The sequence below is a fragment of the Parageobacillus sp. VR-IP genome (assembly GCF_013357975.1).
Lineage (GTDB): Bacteria > Bacillota > Bacilli > Bacillales > Anoxybacillaceae > Saccharococcus > Saccharococcus caldoxylosilyticus.
In genome coordinates this window covers 40348-62924 of record NZ_JABVYQ010000010.1, presented here as the reverse complement: position 1 = coordinate 62924, position 22577 = coordinate 40348, and the positions used below count along the sequence as shown (strand labels likewise).

General features: G+C 43.4%; 18 protein-coding genes, 10 tRNA genes, 1 rRNA gene and 1 pseudogene. 26 read left to right on the top strand and 4 right to left on the bottom strand.

Going from position 1 to position 22577, the window contains the following annotated elements:
- Window positions 1-9: 9 nt before the first annotated feature.
- From rrf to HT574_RS17840, 23 genes and pseudogenes are all read left to right on the top strand, one after another.
- Window positions 10-126: ribosomal RNA gene (rrf, locus tag HT574_RS17950) — 5S ribosomal RNA — on the top strand.
- 11 nt (window positions 127-137) lie between these two features.
- A tRNA-Asn gene (locus HT574_RS17945) sits at window positions 138-212 on the top strand.
- A gap of 4 nt (window positions 213-216) precedes the next feature.
- Window positions 217-289: transfer RNA gene (locus HT574_RS17940), tRNA-Thr, on the top strand.
- Between the two features lie 17 nt (window positions 290-306).
- Window positions 307-378 (top strand) — tRNA-Glu (locus HT574_RS17935).
- 14 nt (window positions 379-392) lie between these two features.
- A tRNA-Val gene (locus HT574_RS17930) sits at window positions 393-468 on the top strand.
- A 157-nt stretch (window positions 469-625) separates the two neighbouring features.
- Window positions 626-698, top strand: a tRNA-Thr gene (locus HT574_RS17925).
- A gap of 9 nt (window positions 699-707) precedes the next feature.
- Window positions 708-789 (top strand) — tRNA-Tyr (locus HT574_RS17920).
- An 86-nt stretch (window positions 790-875) separates the two neighbouring features.
- A tRNA-Gln gene (locus HT574_RS17915) sits at window positions 876-950 on the top strand.
- Window position 951: 1 nt separating this feature from the next.
- A tRNA-Lys gene (locus HT574_RS17910) sits at window positions 952-1024 on the top strand.
- A 7-nt stretch (window positions 1025-1031) separates the two neighbouring features.
- Window positions 1032-1103, top strand: a tRNA-Gly gene (locus tag HT574_RS17905).
- 17 nt (window positions 1104-1120) lie between these two features.
- A tRNA-Ala gene (locus HT574_RS17900) sits at window positions 1121-1193 on the top strand.
- Window positions 1194-1350: 157 nt separating this feature from the next.
- Window positions 1351-2253, top strand: coding sequence for an arginase (rocF, locus tag HT574_RS17895; protein ID WP_175245642.1), 903 nt, complete (start codon window positions 1351-1353; stop codon window positions 2251-2253).
- Window positions 2254-2451: 198 nt separating this feature from the next.
- Window positions 2452-3015 carry an RNA polymerase sigma factor SigW gene (gene sigW / locus HT574_RS17890; protein ID WP_061580424.1) on the top strand — a complete coding sequence of 188 codons (564 nt, stop codon included), beginning with the start codon at window positions 2452-2454 and terminating at the stop codon, window positions 3013-3015.
- Between the two features lie 14 nt (window positions 3016-3029).
- Window positions 3030-3641 (top strand): anti-sigma-W factor RsiW, encoded by a 612-nt coding sequence (gene rsiW, locus HT574_RS17885; RefSeq protein ID WP_061580425.1) that lies wholly within the window; start codon window positions 3030-3032, stop codon window positions 3639-3641.
- Window positions 3642-3743: 102 nt separating this feature from the next.
- Window positions 3744-4571: a diadenylate cyclase CdaA gene (gene cdaA / locus HT574_RS17880; protein ID WP_061580426.1), complete on the top strand. Its 828-nt coding sequence runs from the start codon at window positions 3744-3746 to the stop codon at window positions 4569-4571.
- Window positions 4564-5811: a CdaR family protein gene (locus tag HT574_RS17875; protein ID WP_175245641.1), complete on the top strand. Its 1248-nt coding sequence runs from the start codon at window positions 4564-4566 to the stop codon at window positions 5809-5811. The genes cdaA and HT574_RS17875 overlap by 8 nt, the downstream gene beginning before the upstream one ends.
- Window positions 5812-5845: 34 nt before the next feature.
- The gene (gene glmM / locus HT574_RS17870) at window positions 5846-7192 is read left to right on the top strand and encodes a phosphoglucosamine mutase (protein WP_175245640.1); all 1347 of its coding nucleotides are present in this window, start codon (window positions 5846-5848) and stop codon (window positions 7190-7192) included.
- Between the two features lie 496 nt (window positions 7193-7688).
- Entirely contained in the window at window positions 7689-9491 is a 1803-nt protein-coding gene (gene glmS, locus HT574_RS17865) for a glutamine--fructose-6-phosphate transaminase (isomerizing) (protein WP_175245639.1), read from the top strand.
- Window positions 9492-10039: 548 nt separating this feature from the next.
- On the top strand, window positions 10040-11521 hold the full coding sequence (locus HT574_RS17860) for a sensor histidine kinase (RefSeq protein ID WP_254698720.1): 1482 nt from the start codon (window positions 10040-10042) through the stop codon (window positions 11519-11521).
- A 9-nt stretch (window positions 11522-11530) separates the two neighbouring features.
- Window positions 11531-12220, top strand: coding sequence for a response regulator transcription factor (locus tag HT574_RS17855; RefSeq protein WP_042409173.1), 690 nt, complete (start codon window positions 11531-11533; stop codon window positions 12218-12220).
- A gap of 16 nt (window positions 12221-12236) precedes the next feature.
- On the top strand, window positions 12237-12761 hold the full coding sequence (locus HT574_RS17850; RefSeq protein ID WP_175245638.1) for a hypothetical protein: 525 nt from the start codon (window positions 12237-12239) through the stop codon (window positions 12759-12761).
- A 720-nt stretch (window positions 12762-13481) separates the two neighbouring features.
- Window positions 13482-14367, top strand: a pseudogene (locus HT574_RS17845) (putative RNA methyltransferase).
- A 198-nt stretch (window positions 14368-14565) separates the two neighbouring features.
- Window positions 14566-15312, top strand: coding sequence for a MerR family transcriptional regulator (locus tag HT574_RS17840; RefSeq protein ID WP_175245637.1), 747 nt, complete (start codon window positions 14566-14568; stop codon window positions 15310-15312).
- A 169-nt stretch (window positions 15313-15481) separates the two neighbouring features.
- Here the strand turns inward: HT574_RS17840 and HT574_RS17835 are convergent, their stop codons facing one another.
- Window positions 15482-15937, bottom strand: coding sequence for a DUF2269 family protein (locus HT574_RS17835; protein ID WP_175245636.1), 456 nt, complete (start codon window positions 15935-15937; stop codon window positions 15482-15484).
- Between the two features lie 1284 nt (window positions 15938-17221).
- Between HT574_RS17835 and HT574_RS17825 the strand changes: the two genes are divergently transcribed.
- The 3 genes from HT574_RS17825 to HT574_RS17815 all read left to right on the top strand — a co-directional run bounded on the left by HT574_RS17825 (window position 17222) and on the right by HT574_RS17815 (window position 19873).
- On the top strand, window positions 17222-17362 hold the full coding sequence (locus HT574_RS17825; RefSeq protein ID WP_175245635.1) for a hypothetical protein: 141 nt from the start codon (window positions 17222-17224) through the stop codon (window positions 17360-17362).
- A gap of 120 nt (window positions 17363-17482) precedes the next feature.
- On the top strand, window positions 17483-18643 hold the full coding sequence (locus tag HT574_RS17820) for an acyl-CoA dehydrogenase family protein (RefSeq protein WP_175245634.1): 1161 nt from the start codon (window positions 17483-17485) through the stop codon (window positions 18641-18643).
- A gap of 519 nt (window positions 18644-19162) precedes the next feature.
- Window positions 19163-19873, top strand: coding sequence for a DsbA family oxidoreductase (locus tag HT574_RS17815; protein WP_175245633.1), 711 nt, complete (start codon window positions 19163-19165; stop codon window positions 19871-19873).
- Window positions 19874-19931: 58 nt separating this feature from the next.
- On the opposite strand, the gene HT574_RS17810 is transcribed toward HT574_RS17815, so the two are convergent.
- The 3 genes from HT574_RS17810 to HT574_RS17800 all read right to left on the bottom strand — a co-directional run bounded on the left by HT574_RS17810 (window position 19932) and on the right by HT574_RS17800 (window position 22492).
- Window positions 19932-20396 carry a DinB family protein gene (locus HT574_RS17810; protein WP_175245632.1) on the bottom strand — a complete coding sequence of 155 codons (465 nt, stop codon included), beginning with the start codon at window positions 20394-20396 and terminating at the stop codon, window positions 19932-19934.
- Between the two features lie 63 nt (window positions 20397-20459).
- Complete coding sequence (locus HT574_RS17805; RefSeq protein WP_175245631.1) at window positions 20460-21809, bottom strand: HAMP domain-containing sensor histidine kinase; 1350 nt, start codon at window positions 21807-21809, stop codon at window positions 20460-20462.
- Entirely contained in the window at window positions 21806-22492 is a 687-nt protein-coding gene (locus HT574_RS17800; RefSeq protein WP_175245630.1) for a response regulator, read from the bottom strand. Before HT574_RS17800 ends, HT574_RS17805 begins: the two co-directional genes overlap by 4 nt.
- Window positions 22493-22577: the final 85 nt, after the last annotated feature.

Sequence of the window (22577 nt, the reverse complement as noted above, 5' to 3'; positions counted from 1 at the left end):
CATTACTTGCCTAGTGACTATAGCGGAGAGGAAACACCCGTTCCCATCCCGAACACGGAAGTTAAGCTCTCCAGCGCCGATGGTAGTTGGGGCCAGCGCCCCTGCAAGAGTAGGTCGTCGCTAGGCAAGTTCAATGTTCCGCAGTAGCTCAGTGGTAGAGCAATCGGCTGTTAACCGATTGGTCGCAGGTTCGAATCCTGCCTGCGGAGCCATTATGCTTCCATAGCTCAGTTGGTAGAGCACTTCCATGGTAAGGAAGAGGTCACCGGTTCAAGTCCGGTTGGAAGCTTTGATGTCTGCCTTTTTGGCCCGTTGGTCAAGTGGTTAAGACACCGCCCTTTCACGGCGGTAACACGGGTTCGAATCCCGTACGGGTCACTTTCTTTTTGTTTGGAGGATTAGCTCAGCTGGGAGAGCACTTGCCTTACAAGCAAGGGGTCGGCGGTTCGATCCCGTCATCCTCCACCATGTTTCACTTTTTATTAGCTGGCTTCGCTCAATTGGCAGTGACGAGCCTAAGCTTCATCGAATAAGCTACGAGTTGCCTCGACGCATTTGACATCGTTGAATTCGCTAGCAGAGGAAGAGGCAACGAAAATAATTTGAGTATAGACACATTGCCTATGCCGGCTTAGCTCAATTGGTAGAGCAACTGACTTGTAATCAGTAGGTTGCGGGTTCAAGTCCTGCAGCCGGCATCACGATACGGAGGGGTAGCGAAGTGGCTAAACGCGGCGGACTGTAAATCCGCTCCCTTTGGGTTCGGCGGTTCGAATCCGTCCCCCTCCATATACATAAGAAACAGCCATTCAATCAAGTATAATGTTTGGATATTGTGAAATAATATGTTTCAGCTGACGGTGTTTGAATATCATTGGGCTATAGCCAAGCGGTAAGGCAACGGACTTTGACTCCGTGATGCGCTGGTTCGAATCCAGCTAGCCCAGCCATGAGCCATTAGCTCAGTAGGTAGAGCATCTGACTTTTAATCAGAGGGTCGGAGGTTCGAGTCCTCCATGGCTCATCGATGCGCGGAAGTAGTTCAGTGGTAGAACACCACCTTGCCAAGGTGGGGGTCGCGGGTTCGAGTCCCGTCTTCCGCTTTTTTATCCCGCTGTGCGGGGCCTTAGCTCAGCTGGGAGAGCGCCTGCTTTGCACGCAGGAGGTCATCGGTTCGATCCCGATAGGCTCCATTAAAGCATCCCGTTTCGAAAAAACACGAAATGGGGTGCTTTTTTATTTTCCCTTTCCCCTTGGAATAAGAATAAATATTCAAAAAATTGTCGAGTTGAGTCATGGTGGCGTTTTCATCTACAATAATAACGTAATACAACGGGAAAGGGGAGGCAGATGAAGAAAATATCGATTATTGGTGTGCCAATGGATTTAGGACAGACGCGCCGCGGCGTCGATATGGGGCCGAGTGCCATGCGCTATGCAGGGGTCGTTGAGCGCTTGGAGCGCCTTCATTATGATATTGAAGATTTGGGAGATATTTCGATAGGAAGAGCTGAACGGCCTGATGATGAAGGGATTTGTCTTAACTTGCGAAATTTGAAAGCGGTTGCGGAAGCGAATGAAAAATTGGCTACGGTTGTGGATGGTGTGATTAAACGGGGAAGATTTCCTCTCGTTTTGGGCGGCGATCATAGCATTGCCATTGGCACGTTAGCCGGTGTTGCCAAGCATTATAAAAATTTAGGAGTGATTTGGTATGACGCCCATGGCGATTTGAATACCGCTGAAACGTCGCCGTCTGGAAACATTCATGGAATGCCGCTGGCTGCAAGTCTCGGATTAGGACATCGGGCATTAACGCATATTGGCGGTTATAGTCCGAAAGTAAAGCCGGAAAATATCGTTCTGATCGGTGTTCGTTCCCTTGATGAAGACGAAAAACGATTAATTCGCGAAAAAGGGATTAAAATATATACGATGCATGAAGTAGATCGCCTTGGGATGACGACGGTGATGGAAGAAACCATTGCTTATTTGAAGGGGCGGACAGACGGGGTGCATTTGTCCCTTGATTTAGACGGATTGGATCCTCATGATGCACCAGGGGTAGGCACTCCAGTGATTGGCGGTCTTACTTATCGGGAAAGCCACTTGGCAATGGAAATGCTCGCCGAGGCGCAGTTAATTACATCGGCAGAATTTGTCGAGGTAAATCCTATTTTAGATGAGCGCAATAAGACTGCTTCTGTCGCCGTGGGATTGATGGGGTCTCTTTTTGGCGAAAAGTTAGTGTAATGGCATAAAAACAGCAGATTCTGGAAAATCTGCTGTTTTTCTTTTTGCATATGCTGGCCTCCTCCCTCATTTTCTTTTGGATGAAGTGGAGCTCTTTTTGCTCGATTATGATAAAATAAATTATATGTTTTCATGAAACTTTTATTAGAGAAGAACCGTAGTATACTGTAGCCGCAGGGGCGGGGGTATTGTATTATTATGGATATATTTGTGAAAAAACGGATTAAAGCGATAAAAAAAGGCGACCAAAATGCCTATGCCGATATTGTTGATCTTTACAAAGATAAAATATATCGTCTATGCTATCGGATGCTAGGAAACCGCCATGAGGCGGAAGACGTGGCGCAAGAAGCGTTCATCCGCGCCTATGTTCATATTGATACGTATAACCCGAAGATGAAATTTTCGACATGGCTTTACCGCATTGCAACGAACTTGGCGATTGATAAAATTAGGAAGAAGAAGCCGGATGCGTATTTGGATGAGGAAGTCAGCGGCACCGATGGGCTTACGATGTATGCCCAGCTTTCTTCTCGCGAAGCTTCCCCCGAGGAAACAGTAGAAACCCTGGAGCTGCGTGAAACGGTACAGGAGGCGATCGAAAAGCTGCCGGAAAAATATCGCAGCGTGATCGTGCTAAAGTATATAGAAGATTTATCATTACAAGAAATTAGCGAGATTTTAGAGCTGCCGATCGGTACGGTGAAAACACGGCTTCATCGCGGTAGGGAAGCATTACGAAAGCATTTGGGTCATCTGTAAGAGGGTGAAAAAACATGAAGTGTCCAGAGCATATTATAAATCTTATGCATGATTACTTAGATGGCGATATAGGTCCGGGTGATGAAAAACAATTAAAAGAGCATTTACAGCAATGCCCAGCATGTGCCGCCCATTTCCATGAATTAACAAAAACAGTGGCCTTTATTCAGTATGCTTCTCATGTCCCTTCGCCATCTGATTTTACGATGCGGGTGATGGAGAAGTTACCGAGAGAAAAGAAGAGGATTCGAGTGCAAAGATGGATGCAACGCCACCCGTTTCTTACTGCTGCGTCGCTGTTTATTCTTTTAACTACCGGAAGTCTGTTTACGGCATGGAATGGAGAGGAACAATTTTCGGTTTCTACACGCGAAAATGTGATTATTCGCGGCCATACCGTCATTGTTCCAAAAGGGGAAACGGTGAAAGGGGATATCGTTGTCCGCAATGGTTCTATTAGGATAGAAGGGAAAGTGGAAGGCGATGTTACCGTGATTCACGGAGAAAAATATTTAGCTTCCGCAGGGCAAGTAACAGGGGAAATTGAAGAAATTAATCAAGTATTTGAATGGATTTGGTATAATATTAAGGAACGGATCAAGGATACAATGGAAACGTTCGAATAGTGTCAGCCATCTTTTTGATGGCTTTTTTCAATGATATGTTATAATAAAAGAGCTGTTTCCATAAACATGGATGTTGGAATTAGTGATAAAGGAAGTGTGAAAATGCCTTTCGGAGAGCTCCCGGTTATAGATTATTTAGCGAAAATCGTCGATATTCTCGTTGTTTGGTACGTGATTTATAAATTAATTATGATGATTCGCGGAACGAAAGCAGTCCAGCTTTTAAAAGGAATTATTCTTATTATATTAGTGCGAATCGTTAGTAACTTTCTCGGGCTTACTACTTTGCAGTGGCTAATGGATCAGGCGATTATATGGGGATTTCTTGCTATTATTATTATCTTCCAGCCAGAATTGCGGCGAGCGCTTGAGCAAATAGGGCGGGGAAAGCTGTTTTCTCGAAGTAGCGTGAATGAGGATGAAGAACAGGTGAAAATGGTTGAAGCCATTATTAAAGCCACCGAATATATGGCAAAGCGACGAATAGGCGCGTTAATTTCTGTTGAACGGGAAACAGGAATGGGGGATTATATTGAAACGGGAATTATTTTGAATGCGCGTGTTTCTTCCGAACTATTAATTAATATTTTTATTCCGAACACTCCGCTGCATGATGGAGCGGTGATTATTCAAAAAAACCATGTTGCTGCTGCAGCCTGTTATCTGCCGCTTTCAGAAAGCCCATTTATTTCGAAAGAATTAGGAACTCGCCACCGTGCTGCATTGGGAATTAGTGAGGTGACTGACAGTGTAACGGTTGTGGTATCGGAAGAAACCGGCTCGGTATCGATTACAAAAAATGGGGAGCTACATCGGGATTTAACTCCGGAGCAGTTTCGGGAGTTGCTTACAAGAGAATTAGTGCCGGCAACAAAAACAAAAGCGACTTCCTCATCCCGTTGGCAATGGAGGGGGAAGAAACATGGATAAGTTAATGAACAATCATTGGTTTATTAAAGTGTTTTCTTTACTAGTAGCCATCATGCTCTATATGTCAGCCAATATCGAAAAAGGAGCAAAATCTGGAGAGATCATTCGCAATGCGATCGGACAAGAGGATACGGAAACGCTGACGAATGTCCCCGTCGTCGTTTACTATGACGAGGAAAATTTAATGGTTTCCGGCATTCCAAAATACGTCAACGTGACGTTGCAAGGGCCGGCAAGCATTGTCAAACCGACCGCTTTGCAGCGGAATTTCGAAGTATATATGGATTTAACTAATTTACCGTTAGGAACATATACTGTTCCGATCAAGTATAAGGACATATCCGACAAACTAAAGGTAAACATTCAGCCCTCGACAGCAAAAGTAACCATTCGAGAAAAAGTTTCAAAAGATTTCCATGTCGGGGTTGCATTCATTAATAAAAATAAAGTACCAGAAGGCTATGCCGTGGAACAGCCGGTTGTCAAGCCCAACTCGGTTATGATCACGGGCGCCAAAGAATTAATTGATAGCATCTCATCGGTAACAGCGACAGTGAATTTAGAAGGCGCCACGGATACGATAACCCAAGAATCAAAAGTAATTGTTTATGACCATAGCGGCAGGGTATTAAATATCCATGCGCATCCTTCGATTGTTAAAGTAACTGTTCCGATAAAAAGTCCAAGCAAAACCGTTCCTCTAAAAATCAACCGGACAGGAACGTTGCCGGAAGGAGTAAACATTGTAGAAATAAAAACAGTTCCAGATGAAGTGACGATCTTCGGTCCTAAAGAAAAAATTGATTCTATTCAATTTATCGATGGGCTTACGATTCATTTAGATGAAATTACTGAGGATAGGACGTTGGAAATGGCTGTTCCGTTGCCGGAAGGAGTCAAAAGCGTTGATCCATCTAAAGTAAAAATCCATATCGATGTGCAAAAAGAAGAAACAAAAACGCTCAAGGACGTGCCAATTCATGTGTTAGGATTAGGAGAACCATATACAGTGGAATTTATAGACCCAAAAGAACAAGCAATGGATGTTCGGCTTCATGGAGCGCCTGACATCCTAAATGATATTAAAGAAGATGACGTGGAATTATATATTGATGTTAGCGGTTTAGACCTCGGTGAACATGAGGTAAAGATAAAATGGAATGGACCACAAAATATAAAATGGGAACTGCCAAAAGAAAATGTAAAAATTAAAATAAGCGAAAAAAACAATGAACAATAATATAATTTCATGGATGTAAGGAGAGATTGACATAATGGGCAAATATTTTGGTACTGACGGTGTACGCGGGGTAGCAAATCGAGAACTGACACCAGAGCTAGCGTTTAAAATCGGGCGCTGTGGCGGATATGTATTAACTAAAAGCGAAGAACGTCCGAAAGTGTTAATCGGTCGTGACACTCGGATTTCCGGCCATATGCTCGAGGGGGCGCTTGTCGCTGGATTGCTTTCCATCGGAGCGGAAGTCATGCGCCTCGGCGTCATCTCTACTCCAGGGGTTGCTTATTTAACAAAGGCATTGGGAGCACAGGCAGGGATTATGATTTCGGCGTCTCATAATCCTGTTCAAGATAACGGAATTAAATTTTTCGGTCCAGATGGTTTTAAGCTATCCGACGAACAAGAAAGAGAGATTGAAGAATTGATTGACAGTCCGGAAGATATGCTGCCAAGACCGATCGGCAAAGCTTTAGGACAAGTGAATGATTATTTTGAGGGCGGGCAAAAGTATTTACAATATTTAAAGCAAACCATTGATGAAGATTTTTCCGGTCTGAAAATCGCACTGGACTGCGCGCATGGAGCTACTTCGTCGTTGGCGACGCATTTATTTGCCGATTTAGAAGCCGATGTTGTCACGATGGGCGCATCGCCAAACGGACTTAACATTAACGAAGGAGTAGGCTCCACTCATCCGGAAGCATTAGCAGCATTTGTGAAAGAAAAAGGCGCCGATGTTGGACTTGCCTTTGACGGCGACGGCGACCGCCTCATTGCTGTCGATGAACATGGCAATATCGTGGACGGCGATCAAATTATGTACATTTGTGCCAAATATCTCAAAGAAATCGGGCGGTTGAAACATCAAACAGTCGTTACTACCGTGATGAGCAACCTTGGGTTTTACAAAGCGCTTGAATCCCAAGGAATTCAAAGCGTGCAAACCAAGGTCGGCGACCGCTATGTAGTCGAAGAAATGAAGAAAAACGGCTACAATCTAGGCGGAGAACAGTCAGGGCACATTATTTTCCTTGACTATAACACGACGGGGGACGGGTTGCTGACGGCACTGCAGCTTGTCAATATTATGAAAATCAAAGGAAAACCGCTGTCCGAGCTGGCAGGCGAAATGAAAAAATATCCGCAGCTGCTTGTTAATGTAAAGGTGTCGGATAAAGAGAAAGTGATGGAAAACGAAAAAGTAAAAGCAGCCATTCAAGAGGTGGAAGCAGAAATGAATGGAAATGGCCGCGTGCTTGTCCGCCCTTCGGGAACGGAGCCAGTCGTGCGTGTTATGGCGGAGGCGCCGACAGAAGAAACTTGCCGAAGCTATGTAGAGCGGATTGTTGCGGTCATTCGTGAAGAAATGGGAGTGGAATAAAAAGAATGGCTTATCACCAACCTATGCATAAATGGAACATTGTATTCCATTTATGCATAGGTTATTTTATGAACAATAACAAATATTACAGTTTATGAACAATAACCATATTACAGTTGACGCTCCTTTGGATGTACTGTAATATTAACGTTGTTGTTATTTTTAAGGAAAGGAGGATAAAGAGTTACTAGTTCTTTTTTCAAAGCGCCTGGACTAAGCGTGGGACGGCAAAACGCTTAGTTGACGAGGAGGAGGTTTATCGAGGTTTCGGCGGATGCCTCCCGGCTGTGGCGATTACAGCCGCAAGTCCTTCCTTAAAACAAAGGGGTGACCCTTTGGACAAAGGGGAGGATGTAATCGCAAAAAAAAAAAACGAAAAAGTAGGGAGTCTGTCTATACAAAAAGTCAGACCCCTGACATCGTTCTTTGACAAGAGAATAAACGTTTTTGGGTCGTTTTGTAAGACGGGCTCCCGCTAAAGGGAGGAACTATATCTATGTGCGGAATTGTTGGTTATATTGGCTACCAAGACGTAAAGGAAATTTTATTGCGTGGATTGGAAAAATTGGAGTATCGCGGCTATGACTCGGCAGGCATTGCCGTGCTAAACGATGAAGGTATCCATTTGTTTAAAGAAAAAGGCCGCATTGCTGATTTACGTAATGTCGTTGACCCGACGGTGAGCGCGTCGATCGGAATCGGCCATACGCGCTGGGCGACGCACGGGGCGCCAAGCCGTGTCAATGCACACCCGCACCAAAGCACATCGGGACGTTTTACGTTAGTGCACAATGGTGTCATTGAAAACTATGCGATTTTAAAACGCGAATATTTGCAAGATGTCGCGTTTCGCAGTGATACGGATACGGAAGTGATCGTGCAACTTGTTGAAAAATTTGTAAACGATGGTCTTTCTGTCGAAGAAGCGTTTCGCAAGACATTAACATTGTTGAAGGGTTCTTATGCCATCGCCATGATTGATGCGAAAAATCAAGAAGTTATTTATGTCGCGAAAAATAAAAGCCCGTTGCTTATCGGGCTCGGCCATGGTTTTAATGTGGTGGCGAGCGACGCGATGGCGATGCTTCAAGTCACCAACCAATTCGTCGAGTTAATGGACAAAGAAATGGTGATTGTGACAAGTGAAGACATTACGATTAAAACATTGAACGGCGATATCGTCCAACGCGCACCATATACGGCCGAATTGGATGCAAGCGACATTGAAAAAGGCACCTATCCGCATTACATGCTAAAAGAAATCGATGAGCAGCCGTTTGTAATGCGCCGCATTATCCAAAAATATCAGGATGAGAACGGCCAGCTGACGATTGATCCGCAAATCATTCAAGAAGTTCTAAATGCGGACCGCATATATATTATTGCGTGCGGAACGAGCTATCACGCCGGTTTGGTCGGCAAGCAATTGATCGAAAAATGGGCAAAAATTCCAGTTGAAGTCCATGTCGCAAGCGAATTTTCGTACAATATGCCATTGCTGTCGGAAAAGCCGCTTTTCATTTACATTTCGCAAAGCGGCGAAACAGCAGACAGCCGGGCGGTGCTAGTGCAAACCAACAAACTTGGTTATAAAGCAATTACGATTACGAACGTTCCAGGATCGACGCTGTCCCGTGAAGCCGATTATACGCTATTGCTTCACGCTGGTCCGGAAATCGCCGTTGCTTCCACGAAAGCATATACAGCGCAAATTGCCGTGCTTGCCATTTTAGCGGTTGCAACCGCGAAGGCCAAAGGCATTGATCTTGACTTTGATCTTGTAAAAGAACTTGCCATTGTCGCCAATGTGATGGAGATGCTGTGCGATGCGAAAGAAGAGATGGAAAAAATCGCGCGTGAATATTTAGCGGTAACGCGCAACTGTTTCTTTATCGGTCGCGCTGTTGACTATTATGTATGCTTGGAAGGCGCGTTAAAGCTAAAAGAGATTTCTTATATCCAAGCGGAAGGATTTGCCGGCGGCGAATTAAAGCACGGGACGATCGCTTTAATCGAAGACGGCACGCCGGTCATCGCCTTGGCGACACAGGAGCACGTCAACTTAAGCATTCGCGGTAACGTCAAAGAAGTCGTCGCCCGCGGCGCCAATCCATGCATCATTTCGATGCGCGGTTTAGAGACAGAGGAAGACCGCTTCGTTATTCCAGCGGTTCATCCAATGCTTACTCCGCTCGTTTCCGTCGTGCCGTTGCAGCTGATCGCGTACTATGCGGCATTGCACCGTGGCTGCGACGTTGACAAACCGCGCAACTTGGCAAAGAGCGTGACGGTCGAATAAAAGTTAAAAACACGCGTCCCGTTTGTCTCCCTACAAAAAACCCTGACGACACAAAAAAGTGTGACGATGTTGGAAAATAAAACAAGGGAGAAGGAATGGGATTGAAGGGAATCGAGGAAAGTACCTGACAGTGCTTTTCTCGATTCCTTTTTATTTTGGGACAAAAAGAGGAGAAAGGGATAGTGAATGTTAGCCTAAAAGTGGACACGCCAATATAACAAAACTAATTACATGGAGAAGAGAGTGTTCAACGCGGGAAAACGCTTGAACCTTCATGCTGTCAAACTAATCATAGAAGAAGGAAACACCAGCGCTGAAACTGCTCGAATTGCATAAATGGGGAAGCGGCTATAAAGAGGATTCTATTCACAGTTTTGTTGGAAGTGAAAACCTCCGGCCGGAAGAATAAGCATTATGAAAAGCATAATAGTATTAAAACGATTTATTTATTCGGGATTTTATACTTTTTTTAGAATTTGTTTAGAGTTTTTTTAAAGCTTAATACTAAGATAAGAACTAGATCATTTATTCATCATACGGGAGAGTTGATGATGTCTATTCGCACAAAACTGCTGCTATCATACATTGGCATGGTGATGATTCCAATAGTTTTGTTTATTTTGTCGGTTATGATGCTGATTGGAATCTTTTTGGACGACATTAAAGGAATCAACGAATATTACCAGGACGATCAACAAAAGAAGTGGGTGTTTTCTTTCATAGAAACGTTTAAGAAACGGGATGAGATTTTTTCGGGAATCAAAATGGTATCTAGGTATGACCCTGAACGTCTAATGGACCATACTTTTTTGCAAAATGTAGATGAAGAACTGCGTACGAATAATTCCGGTCTTCTTGTCACGAAACAGAATAAAACCGTTTTTGCATCTGCATTCCTAAAAGACGTAGATTTGTCAAAAGAACTATTAAGAAAAGATACAGAAAGATGGGAGATGTGGAAAAGAGAAAAAGATCGTTTTTTTGTGATTCAAACACACGATTTTCATTTTCAAGATGGGTCTGTCGGAACCGTGTATTTGTTCACTGACACCAGTCCACTTGCCCACTTTATGCAAAAGTTTTTTCCTCTTGTAATATTGTCTTTGCTGTTAGTGATCGGCTTGACCAACGGATTCCTGACTTTCCTTGTTTCCCGAAGCATCATCAAACCAATATATTCACTCAAACATGCAGCGGAACAAATCAAGGAAGGGAATCTGAATTACGAAGTGAACATGAAGCGCAAAGACGAAATCGGCGAATTGAGTGATGCGTTTGAAGAAATGAGATGCAGGTTAAAAGAATCGATACAGCTTCAACTACAATACGAAGAGAACCGAAAAGAGCTGTTGGCTAACATCTCCCATGATCTGAAAACTCCGATTACAGGGATAAAAGGATGCGTCGAAGCAGTGATGGACGGGATTGCCGATACGAAAGAAAAGCTGGACAAGTATATGAACATGATTTACAAAAAGGCGGATGACATGGATCATCTAATCGATGATTTGTTTTTGTTCTCTAAACTGGACTTAAAAAGGGTGCCATTCCACTTTGAGAATATTGACATTGTTGATTATTTAACCGATTGCGTGGATGAATTGCGGTATGATCCGAATCTGAATGGCGTGAAGATGAACTTTCTATATGACGGAAAGGGGCCCGTAACCGTCGTCGCGGATCGCGAACAACTTCGTCGAGTCATTATGAATATCGTGGATAACAGTATCAAATATAAACGGGATAAAACGCTGGAAATCGGATTTGATCTAATCGTTGGAGAAAAGGATGTTACCATCGCTATTTGCGACAACGGGCCTGGAATCGAAAGAGAAGCGCTTCAACGTATCTTTGAGCGATTTTACCGGGCGGAGAAATCACGGAATACCGAGACTGGCGGCAGCGGGCTTGGACTGGCCATTGTGAAGCAAATCATTGAAGAACATGGCGGGAAGGTATGGGCGGAAAGCCAAGCAGGAAAAGGTACGACCATATATTTCACGTTGCAAAAATCAAAGGCAATGAAGTGAGGAATAGGCATGAAACGAATATTAATCATTGAAGATGATACCGTGATCGCAGAAGTACAAAAGGATTACTTGGAGGCAAGCGGCTTTTCGGTAGATATTGCTTCAAGCGGAGACAAAGGTTTAGAGATGGCGTTGAACGGGTCGTATGATCTTATTCTTCTGGATGTGATGCTTCCGCATACAGATGGATTTGAAATATGCAGGCAGGTTCGTAAAGTACAGAACATTCCTATTCTAATGGTTTCGGCTAAGAAAGAAGATGTAGATAAAATCCGTGGTTTAGGGATGGGGGCTGACGATTACATCATCAAACCTTTCAGCCTCGGCGAGCTGGTTGCTAGGGTTAAAGCTCATCTTTCCCGTTTCGCAAGGCTGGTCGGTAGTGTTGAACGAAAAACAGAGGAAATTCGTATCCGGGGTATTGTCATTGATAAAGGGTCACGCAAGGTTTTCATCAATGGAAAGGAAGTAATGCTTACATCGAAAGAATATGACTTGTTGCTGTTGTTTGTAACGCACCCGAATCAGGTTTTTAGCAAGGAACAGATCTTTGAACGAATATGGGGGATGGATTCGTTCGGTGATATGGCCACTGTTACCGTGCATGTCAGTAAACTGCGTGAGAAAATTGAGCTCGATCCGTCCAACCCGCAATACATTCAGACTATTTGGGGAGTGGGTTACCGGTTTAACTTATAGATAGGAGGATACTGTTATGAAGAAAATCGGATTAACACCTAAGAAATGGCTGTTAACCTTGCACATCTTATTTGCGGCTATCATGTTTGGCGTAACCGTCACTTTCTTGGTTTTAAGCATTGCCGCGGCGGTCACGACGGATGAGGGCGTGCTGAAGGCTTCCTATACAAGTATGCATCTTTTAGCCAAAACGTCGGTTAGAGCATCCACGATCGGCACCGTAGTTACTGGCGTATTGCTTTCGTTGCTTACCCATTGGGGTTTCTTCCGATATTATTGGATCATCGTCAAAGAGTTGTTAACGATTCTTTCGATCGGTATTGGTATGGTGGGGATTTACTTATGGTCATCAAAAGCCGCTTCTATTGCAAGCGTTCAAGGAATGGAATCCCTGCAAAATCCCGATTTTTTGGTTAATCGAACATGCCTTTTCATCGGAATATCACTACAGATTGTTTCGCTTATAGCGATGTTTATCCTTTCGGTGTTCAAACCATGGGGGAAAAGGGAAAGGAAATCCAAATTGTCGAAGAAGCATTAAATGTGAACATGTGAGTCGGTATCGTTCTTAACTTCGTTATCGTTAAGTGGCTTATCTTAAAAAACAAAAAAATCACTAAGATCGATTGAGAGTCTTTTTTGCTTTAATATTTTTTGCTGTTGATGATAAGGTAATTATTATGTTATACTACTATCGACTTTTGAGAATGGAGGGTTTCCTTGTGGCATTTTATAGACTTCGATCCCAAGCTTTGAACGGGTAATTGAATACGTTCAAAGGCTCTGCCTGTGTGTAGAGTAAATGGGATTGGTCTGCCTATTTTTAAGGAAACCTATTGTTATACGATTATGAGGATATGAGAAAAAGAGGGGGACGAATCTGTCCCCCCTTTTATGTCTTTAAAAATAGAAAGCCATACAAAGGTAAGGAATGCTTCTTAGTATGTTTATCCACGTAAAGATATGCTTGAATTTTGTGCTGCAGTCAGGCTGGTTGCTAAAGATTTATTACGAGTGGATCAGTTTTGTTAAGTATGCCATTCTTTGTTGGAAGACCAGAATGATAACCAGGGAAGGATTTTTGTTTTCTTCTGAAAATAACTTATCTTTTTTGGTTTCTTAGATAGGTTCACATTCCTTTACCGTAACACAGGCAGATCGCCTGTGTTTTTTATTTTGTAAAAGTAATGGAGGATATATATGAAAAGCAAAAAAGTACAAAAATAACCAATTATGATAAAGGATGGGAGTCGTTGTTAAAATGAGCAAAAAAATAATATGTGTCAAACTGATCAGTAAATTTGAAAAGATTTTTCAATGTCCCATTTGTTTATCCCCTATGGGAATCGTGAACTCGAAAAGTTTAGTTTGCTCTAACAACCATACTTTTGATATCGCTAAGCAGGGATATGTAAATTTGATGACTCGTCCTCTCGCCACGAAGTACGATAAGGAATTATTTGAATCACGTAAGATTATTGCTGAAAATGGATTTTTTGAACCATTGCATAAGATGATTAGTGAATGGATAAAAAATGAGGTGCGTTTAGAGGGAGACACGGTGAAAATACTAGATACGGGATGCGGAGAAGGTTCGCATTTATCCAGCATCAAGCAGAAAATCAGCTTTCCTTCCGCAGGCGAAGTCTTGGGAGTGGGGATTGATATAGCTAAAGAAGGTATTTTGGTAGCGGCTAGGAATCATTCCAACATGATTTGGTGCGTCGCTGATCTTGCTCACAGCCCTTTTAAGGACAACACATTTGATGTAATCCTTAACATCTTGTCGCCAGCAAATTATAGAGAATTCCAAAGACTGTTGAATGGCAATGGTATCGTCATAAAAGTGATTCCTCGAAGTGATTATCTAAAAGAACTAAGAGAAGTTTTTTTTTGATGAACCGGAAAAGCAGTCTTATTCTAATCAAAAGATCGTTCAAAGATTTAATGCTAACTTTGAGGCTGTAGATAAGTTTCGGTTGTGTTATAGTGTTTCCTTGAATCAATCGCTGATTCCGACGCTGATTCGTATGACTCCTTTATCATGGTCTGCAACAGCGGAAAAGGTACAGGCATTGTTAAATATGAATGTAGGCGAAATAACCATCGATCTAGATATTTTAGTTGGAAAAAATAAAACAAAATAAGGTCATTTTGCGTTTATAAATGGCTTTGTTTCAGGAGCCGGATAAACAGAAAGAAAATGGATGCTTTTTCACACTGTTCGGATCTCTGAACGGTGTTATGCATATTTTGTGCATCGAGTGCAATATTTTTTCAAAACTTGTGTTGACTCTCACGCGGCGTGATACTTTATAGTGAATGTTGAAGGGAGGCCAAAGGTGATGGCAATGAGAGTAAAAGAAGTTGCGGATTTGGTTGGCATTAGTGTGCGCACACTGCATTATTATGATGAAATCGGATTATTAACCCCAGAGAAGACAACGGAATCGGGTTATCGCCTTTACACGGATGATGACCTTGAGAAATTGCAACAAATCTTATTTTTTAAAGAACTTGGCTTCCCTTTGAAGAAAATTAAAGAAATTATCAATAGTCCTTCGTTTGATCGGCATGAGGCGTTGGTGCTGCAGCGAAAAATGCTGCTGGAGAAACGCAGGCGGCTCGATAAAATGATTGCGACGATTGATAAGACCATTCAGCATATGAAAGGGGAAATTCAAATGACGAACAAAGAGAAGTTTGAAGGCTTTGACTTTAGACATAATCCATATGAACAAGAAGCCCGTGAGCGCTGGGGAGATGAAGCTGTCGACAAAGCAAACGCTAAAATCGGGAGCATGTCTAAAGAAGAACAAAAAGCTATGGTCCAAACAATGAATTCGATCTATAAAAAACTTGCAGCCCTTCGCCACGGCTCGCCTGAATCAGAGGAGGCGCAAGCGGCAATTAAAGAATGGTATGACTTTTTGAATAACTTCGGCAATTACTCGCTCGAAGCGTTCAAAGGATTAGGTCAAATGTATGTGGACGATGAACGCTTCACCAAAAACATCGACCAATTTGGCGAAGGGTTAGCAAGATTTATGCGCGATGCCATGGCGGTTTTCGCGGATCAAAACAAAAAATAATTGCGAACAAAAGCAGGGCATTGCCCTGTTTTTGTTCAGACTGTTGAAGCTCCAAGTCATTATGACCTAGGGGTTCAGGTTTTGTTAAATAGATGGATGAGGGGTTTATCTCGATGAAAAAAGGCTATTGATGAATTTTTAAATAGATTTTCTGCATATCCGCACATGCTCAAAATGGTTTTAGAATCATAAGTGCAATAATGATTAAAAAAATACCATTTTCTATGTGCTCGTAACGAAAAAGCTGATTGGATAAACGTATATATTCCTCTGGTATGTCTTCTCCTTTATAAGTTTCTAACAAATGTTTTAATGGTTTTGATTTAGGCGCTAATACAAGCGGTCCCATCGCGAGTGCAATTAAGAAGAGAACAAGGCTTGTCACATACCAACCCATTTGAAATAAGCCTGGATTTAAAAGTCCCATTAACAAACCTGTAATAAGTAAAAGCGTCCCCCCGATCATAACGAACGTATGCAGCTGCCGTCTAATGGCGTAAGCATATTTAAGTTCCGTCATTGTTTTCGCGGATTTTACGACATAAATTAAAATAAAACCCGGCCCCATCCCTAATATCGCTGAAAAAATATGTATAAAAACAAGAATTTTATAAAATGTTGCCATGAGAATCTTCCTCTCTGCTGAGGTAAGTTGCGCTTTCTACCTTAATCATACACCATTTATGCTCATATAACGCAGTGATATTTCATACAAAATGCAAAAATTCGTGCGAAGAAAACCTTTGAATTTGATAGTAAAGCGCTTGTTTTATATTGTAAAATATAATGCCCGATTTTAAAAGGTGTTTGAGAAGTCTTCCGCCTCGAAACGAAGAGAAGGGGGAGATGAATCGGGAGTTTTTTGTGCTCTAATAAAGAACATACGTTCCATCGCCAAATCATCCATCAGGCAAGGAAAGAAGGGAAGTCTCTCTCTTCGTGGCCAAAAGTGTTCTTTCGGGCATCGAAAGCGGATTTAAGCTGATGTACGCCTGCAATCAAGAGTTCGTCCGTGTTTGGAATGAATGTCTTCGATTAGCGAAGGAGCATCCAAGAAGACTTCCGATGGCAGTTATCGGGTAGAAGGAGACCGCCTTCTTCTATGCAGAAGCTTCTTCGATGGAGGTGGTAAGAAACTCTCATCTCTTCACGGAATAAAGGCGGAAAAGGTTCATGGTCTATAACTTCGCTTTTAATTCCTCGATTTGGGCGAGATGGCGTTTTTCATGGTAGCCGACAAATGAAATCCATGGTTTTAAGCTTATTGGTCCGAATGCGGGATATGGGAGCGATTTTTACTCTAAATCGGAAGAAGTTGCTTCTTTGGAGGCTTTCATCATGCTGATGCGATGGGTGAAGTTTTTATTGCATTTCTTCTAGTGTCACAGATGGATTGTTTTTTCCGCTGGCTGAATGCTGCTGTCTGCGAGTGTATCAGCAATCATGTTCGCGATGTACGCTTCCATCAAATAAAGATGTTCCAGCACTTGCATGATGGTCCAGCTTCCTTCTCTCACATGCTTGTTTCATTGCTTATCCAATAGGCCGATGAAGCTTAATAATAGTTTTTGCCTCACTTGTTCATTATGATCCGTGTGACCCCTTCTATATAGGAATGGCATTTGATTTTGATTTATCGTTTTTCTCACTGTCGAGTCTTTTCATGAAAATGGTTTTGCATTGGTTAATGGAACATTGTGTTGCCAAAGTCCAACATATCTCTGAAACAGTGGCAGCCCGTTGCCACTTTAAGGGTGGATGTTGCGATAGTGCAATGAAATGTTGTTGTTTTGCAACAATCTGAAATGGTAAGATAGAGGAAAGATATAATATTGTTAAAATTCTTAATTTATAATGTCACTGACCTGGGAACGTAAGAGAATCGGTCAACGAGATCGAGAGAATTTTTGTGACTGCTACTTCGGAGGTAGTTAATGGAGACCAGGCGATCAAGCTGCTTAACTTAGAGCAAGGTATTTCTGTATCAGAGCATATCACTGTCCATGACATCATACCGTTAAAACAGGCGGTCAAAGAAGTAGAACAGTAATTAATTGCAAAGGCATTGCAAAAAGAGGGGACGTACCGCAAAGCGGCGAATTTATTGAAAGTGAACGCTTCTACCATTACACGGAAAATACGAAAAAGAAAAATAGGAAGGGGATATACAATGGATTTTACTTTGCCAAAAGAGATTGAATTTTTAAAAGAAAATGTGCGAAAATTCGTAAAAGAAGTAGTCGACCCGGTCGCGATGGAAATTGAAGAAAACGATCAAATTCCGGAACACATTATCGAAAAATCGAAAGAAATGGGCTTGTTTGGGTTGAGCATTCCGGAAGAATACGGGGGCCTAGGCCTATCGATGGTCGGCAAATGCGCGATTTACGAGGAGCTTGGGAAGACGCACAACGGCTATACGACATTGATCGGCGCGCATACCGGCATCGGTACCGTTGGCATTGTCGAACTTGGCACGGAGGAACAAAAGCGGAGATATTTGCCGAAAATGGCGACAGGAGAATGGATTGGCGCGTTTGCTTTAACCGAGCCTGGCGCGGGTTCCAATGCGGCCGCATTGAAAACGACAGCAGTGAGAAAAGGAGACCGCTACATTATCAACGGCTCGAAACATTATATTACAAATGCGGTCGAAGCGCATGTTTTTACCGTGATGGCGGTGACCGATCCTTCCAAAGGGGCGAAGGGAATCACTTCCTTTATCGTCGAAAAAGACTTTCCGGGCTTTATTTTAGGAAAAGTGGAGCGGAAAATGGGACTAAGAGGCTCGCATTCGGCGGAAATTTTCTTTGATAATTTGGAAGTCCCGGTCGAAAACGTGCTCGGCAAAGAGGGAGAAGGATATGTCAACGCCTTGAAAATATTGGCGAACGGCCGCGCCGGATTGGCGGCGAGAAATTTAGGATCATGCATCCGCCTGCTTGAATACTGCATGGAATATGCGCAGCAGCGCGAGCAATTTGGTAAGCCTATTTTTGAGCAGCAAGCCATTCAACATATGTTGGCCGAGATGAGCATGCTGATTGAAGCGCTGCGGTCGATTACATATCGCGTCGCATGGATGACCGATCAAGGAATGAGAGTTGTAAAAGAAGCGGCGATTGCGAAACTGTTTGGCTCGGAAGTGTATAACAAAATTGCTGATTTAGCTGTCCAAATTCACGGCGGGCTCGGATATATGAAAGACTATCCGATCGAGCGCTTTTACCGCGACGCACGGATTACGAAAATTTACGAAGGAACATCCGAAATCCAGCGCAATATTATCGCCAATGAATTAAGGAAAGAATATTCCAAAGTAAGAGTATAATTGTTTTATCCAAGGTAAAGGTTTAGGCGTTTACCTGGGCTTTTTTTTGTACACCACATAGCCAGTCTCAAGAAACGAAAGAAGCAGCCTTAAGTTCATCACTTTTATGGTAGATTGTATTATTATTTTCTCCGGCACCGCGATTGTGTTGCAGTTTTTGCAAAAAGCAATTTTTTACCATTTGCGTGAGAGAAAGACCTTTTACCATCCTCATGTTTATTATCATTTTTACGACAGCCATATCGATTTTGATATATCAATTTGTCCCTGGATTTGGTTACCGTATCGAAGCGGGAGGAATGATTCGCATCCTTTTCGGCTTGCTTGTATTGGCTGTGACATGGTGGCTCAATAAGAAGTTTCTCATTACAAAATGATAATGAGCGGCGTTTCTTTTACGCATGCCAAGTTCATTTATTTGAATGCCGGCATGGCGATTCGCTACAATAAGGTGGAAACATGAAATTTTGCTTTCTTGTTGTTTTTGCAACGGAGAGCCTAAACCGAGGTGCATATACGATGAAAATAGAGGTTTGGTCCGATTTTGTTTGCCCATTTTGCTATATTGGGAAACGCCGGTTGGAAGAAGCGCTTGAGCAGTTTCCGCATAAAGACCAAGTCGAAGTCATATTCCGCAGTTTTGAGCTAGACCCAAACGCAAAAAAGCATTATGATATGACGATTCACGAAATCATTGCACAAAAATATGGCATTTCGGTTGAAGAGGCGAAAAGGGTCAATGCCGATATTGGCAAACAGGCAGAGTCCGTCGGGCTGACGTTCCGCTTTGACACGATGAAGCCGACGAATACGTTTGACGCTCACCGCCTTGCCAAATATGCGGAAGAGCGCGGAAAACTTCCAGAAATGACAGAGCGGCTGTTCCAAGCGTATTTTACCGATTCGAAACGGATTAGCGACCATGATGTACTCGTCGAGCTGGCTGGCGAAGCCGGGCTGGACCGGGAGGAAGTGAAACAAGTTCTCGAAAGCAGTCGCTATACCGATGAGGTGAGAAAGGACGAGGAGGAGGCGGCCCGTTTTGGCGTCCGCGGCGTGCCGTTTTTTGTGCTGAACCGCAAATACGCGATTTCCGGAGCGCAGCCGATAGAAGTGTTTATACAGGCGCTTGAAAAAGTGTGGAAAGAGGAAAACGCAAACTCGCCATTGCGGCCGCTGGCAGCGGATGGAGGAGGCCAATGCATGGACGGCAGCTGCCAAATGGAATAGCAAGTATATAAAAACACAACCAGACGGTCTTTAGTGAGAGCCGCCTGGTTGTGTTTTGTTATCCGCGCTTGACAAACAATGGCAAGTCGGTATGCCCCATTTCGCGGACGTATACGAAAAGCTGGCCTTTATGGTGGATTTCATGGTCCATCGCCATTTGCAAAAATTGCGCTGTCGGGATTTTCGCGCCAAATACGTTCGTGAGATCTAAAACACGCTCGAAATCTTCATCGGTAAGGGATTCCAGCAATTGTTTTGTTTTTTCCGTATATGTTTGGGCAAGCTTTTGCAAATTGGTCTCCGTTTCTTCGATTTTTTCTGTAAATAGCGTTGGATCTCCATGTTTTGCAGTGTTGGCGAATTTATAAAAGCTGAGAAGAATATGAGTGGCTAAATCTTTTGCCGTCATCGACGTTGGTGTCGGTTTGTAATCATAATGCTTTTCTTCGATTTTGTTAATTAACTCTACCGTAACATTGCGGTGGGATAAAAAGTATTGCACAAGTTTTTGCGCCTGGCTCATGTGCATTCCTCCTTTTGGAATTTGTTTCCCTTTCCGATTATACCAAAGAAGAACAGGATATGGTTAGTAAGGAAGTTTGACGATAAAGGTTGTCCCTTGCCCTAGGGTGCTTTCTACGTTGATTGTACCATCGTGGGCCAATACGAATTCTTTGGCGATTGCCAGACCTAGTCCCGTTCCGCCCCGATTGCGCGTTCTTGCCTCATCGGCGCGGTAAAATCGATTAAACAACAATGGCAAATGCTCCGGTGCGATGCCGATGCCTGTATCCTCCACCGCAATTCGCAGCATACGGCTCTCTCCATTATGGATTGGTTCTTCATCAATGGTCACTTTTACCGCTCCGCCTTCAGGGGTATAGCGAATTGCATTGACAAGCAAGTTAAGAAACACTTGCGTGATGCGGTGCGGGTCGACGAGAATCGTTGTTTTGTCCGTAGAACATGTCATATGGATATGAATGTTTTTTTCCTCCGCGCTGGGTGTGACTCGCTCGATCAGCCGTTGCAAAAGCACGTGCATATCCGTCGGTTTGCGTTCGAGCGGCAGTTTTCCTGCCTCCGCAAGTGATAACTGATGAAGATCGTCAACGAGACGAGTAAGACGAATCAATTCGTCTTGCAAAGGCAGTAAACTTTCCGGCTCGATGGAACAGCCGCTCTGTTGAAACCAATCCAGCTTGCCGCGAATGACCGTTAATGGTGTCCGCAGTTCATGCGCGACGTCGGCAACTAAATTTTTGCGGGCTTCCTCGGCGCGTTGCAGCTGTTTCGACATCTCGTTGAACGTTTGTGCGACTTTCCCGTATTCATCGTTCGTGACGACAGGCACTTGAACACCGAATTCACCTTTCCCTAAACGGTCGATCGCGGGAATAAGTAGGCCTAGCGGTGCAGTGAGCCGTTTGGACAGCCAAAAGGCGACCAAGAGAGAAAGAAGAACGAAAGCGGCGGCGCAGATCAACAATAGAGTAGTGACGGAACTAGTAATTCCCATCCGCAATTTCGACATGTTGCCGACTTCGCGGTCGTAGTAATACAAGAAAGCGATGGTTTTTCCATTTACCTGTACTTTGCTTCGAACCCCCAATCCTACTATGGATTCATAGCTGGCGTCTCCAGCCATATATAGCTGTTTTCGTTCAGGAGACGTAAGTAGGATACTAAATTCCTCATGCTTTTTCCCGTTGTCCTTGTCGATATGGACATGCTTTACACCATTCCAAGAATGATGATGTTTTTCATAGTAATCAGCAAACATTCTGGACAATTCTTCGATTTCTTTGCTTCTATCTACACGTAACATAACGTCGAGTATATCGTTGACCACAACCTTGGTCAATAAAGCAAATATGACCCCCATGCCGACAATAAAGGCCGCCATGGAAAGAAACAGTTTGCGTCTGATGCTCATTCTCGTTCACCGAACCGGTAGCCAAATCCATAGACTGTTTGGATGTAAACTGGATTGGAAGGGTCATCTTCGATTTTTTTGCGGAGTCGGCTAATATGGGCGTCCACGGTCCGCTCATCATTTAAAAAGTCATCGTCCAAGGCGTTTTGCAATAACTGTAGGCGGCTATATACAACGCCTGGTCTAGCGGCTAAGGTGAGTAATAATTTAAATTCGGTTGGTGTCAGAGCAATTTCTTTTCCTCGTTTCCATACGCGGCATTGTGCTTCGGAAATCGTCAATTCGCCCCGCTGCATCATTTCTTCCTGATTTTCTTGCCCCTCTATTCGCCGCAATACCGAGCGGATGCGGGCCGCTAGTTCCCGTAAGGAAAAAGGTTTGGTGATATAATCATCGGCACCGATTTCCAACCCGATAATTTTGTCTGTTTCGTCTGTTCTCGCCGTTACCATAATAATGCCGACACGGCTTGTTTTACGCAGTTCGCGGCATACTTCAATCCCGCTCATTTCTGGAAGCATCCAGTCAAGCACCACAAGGGATGGCTTTACTTCTTTTGCTTTTTGTAGCGCCTCTTTTCCTGTTTTGGCGGTGACGATTTCAAATCCTTCCTGTCGCAGAAATGGTTCCATAAATTCGAGTACTTTTTCTTCATCATCCACCAACAACAATGTATGTGGCATTCTCTTCCTCCTTCCTTGCACCTCATTCTCTCTCCATTATAGCCCCATCTTCATGGATTTAGGAAAAATTCATTAAACCCGTAAA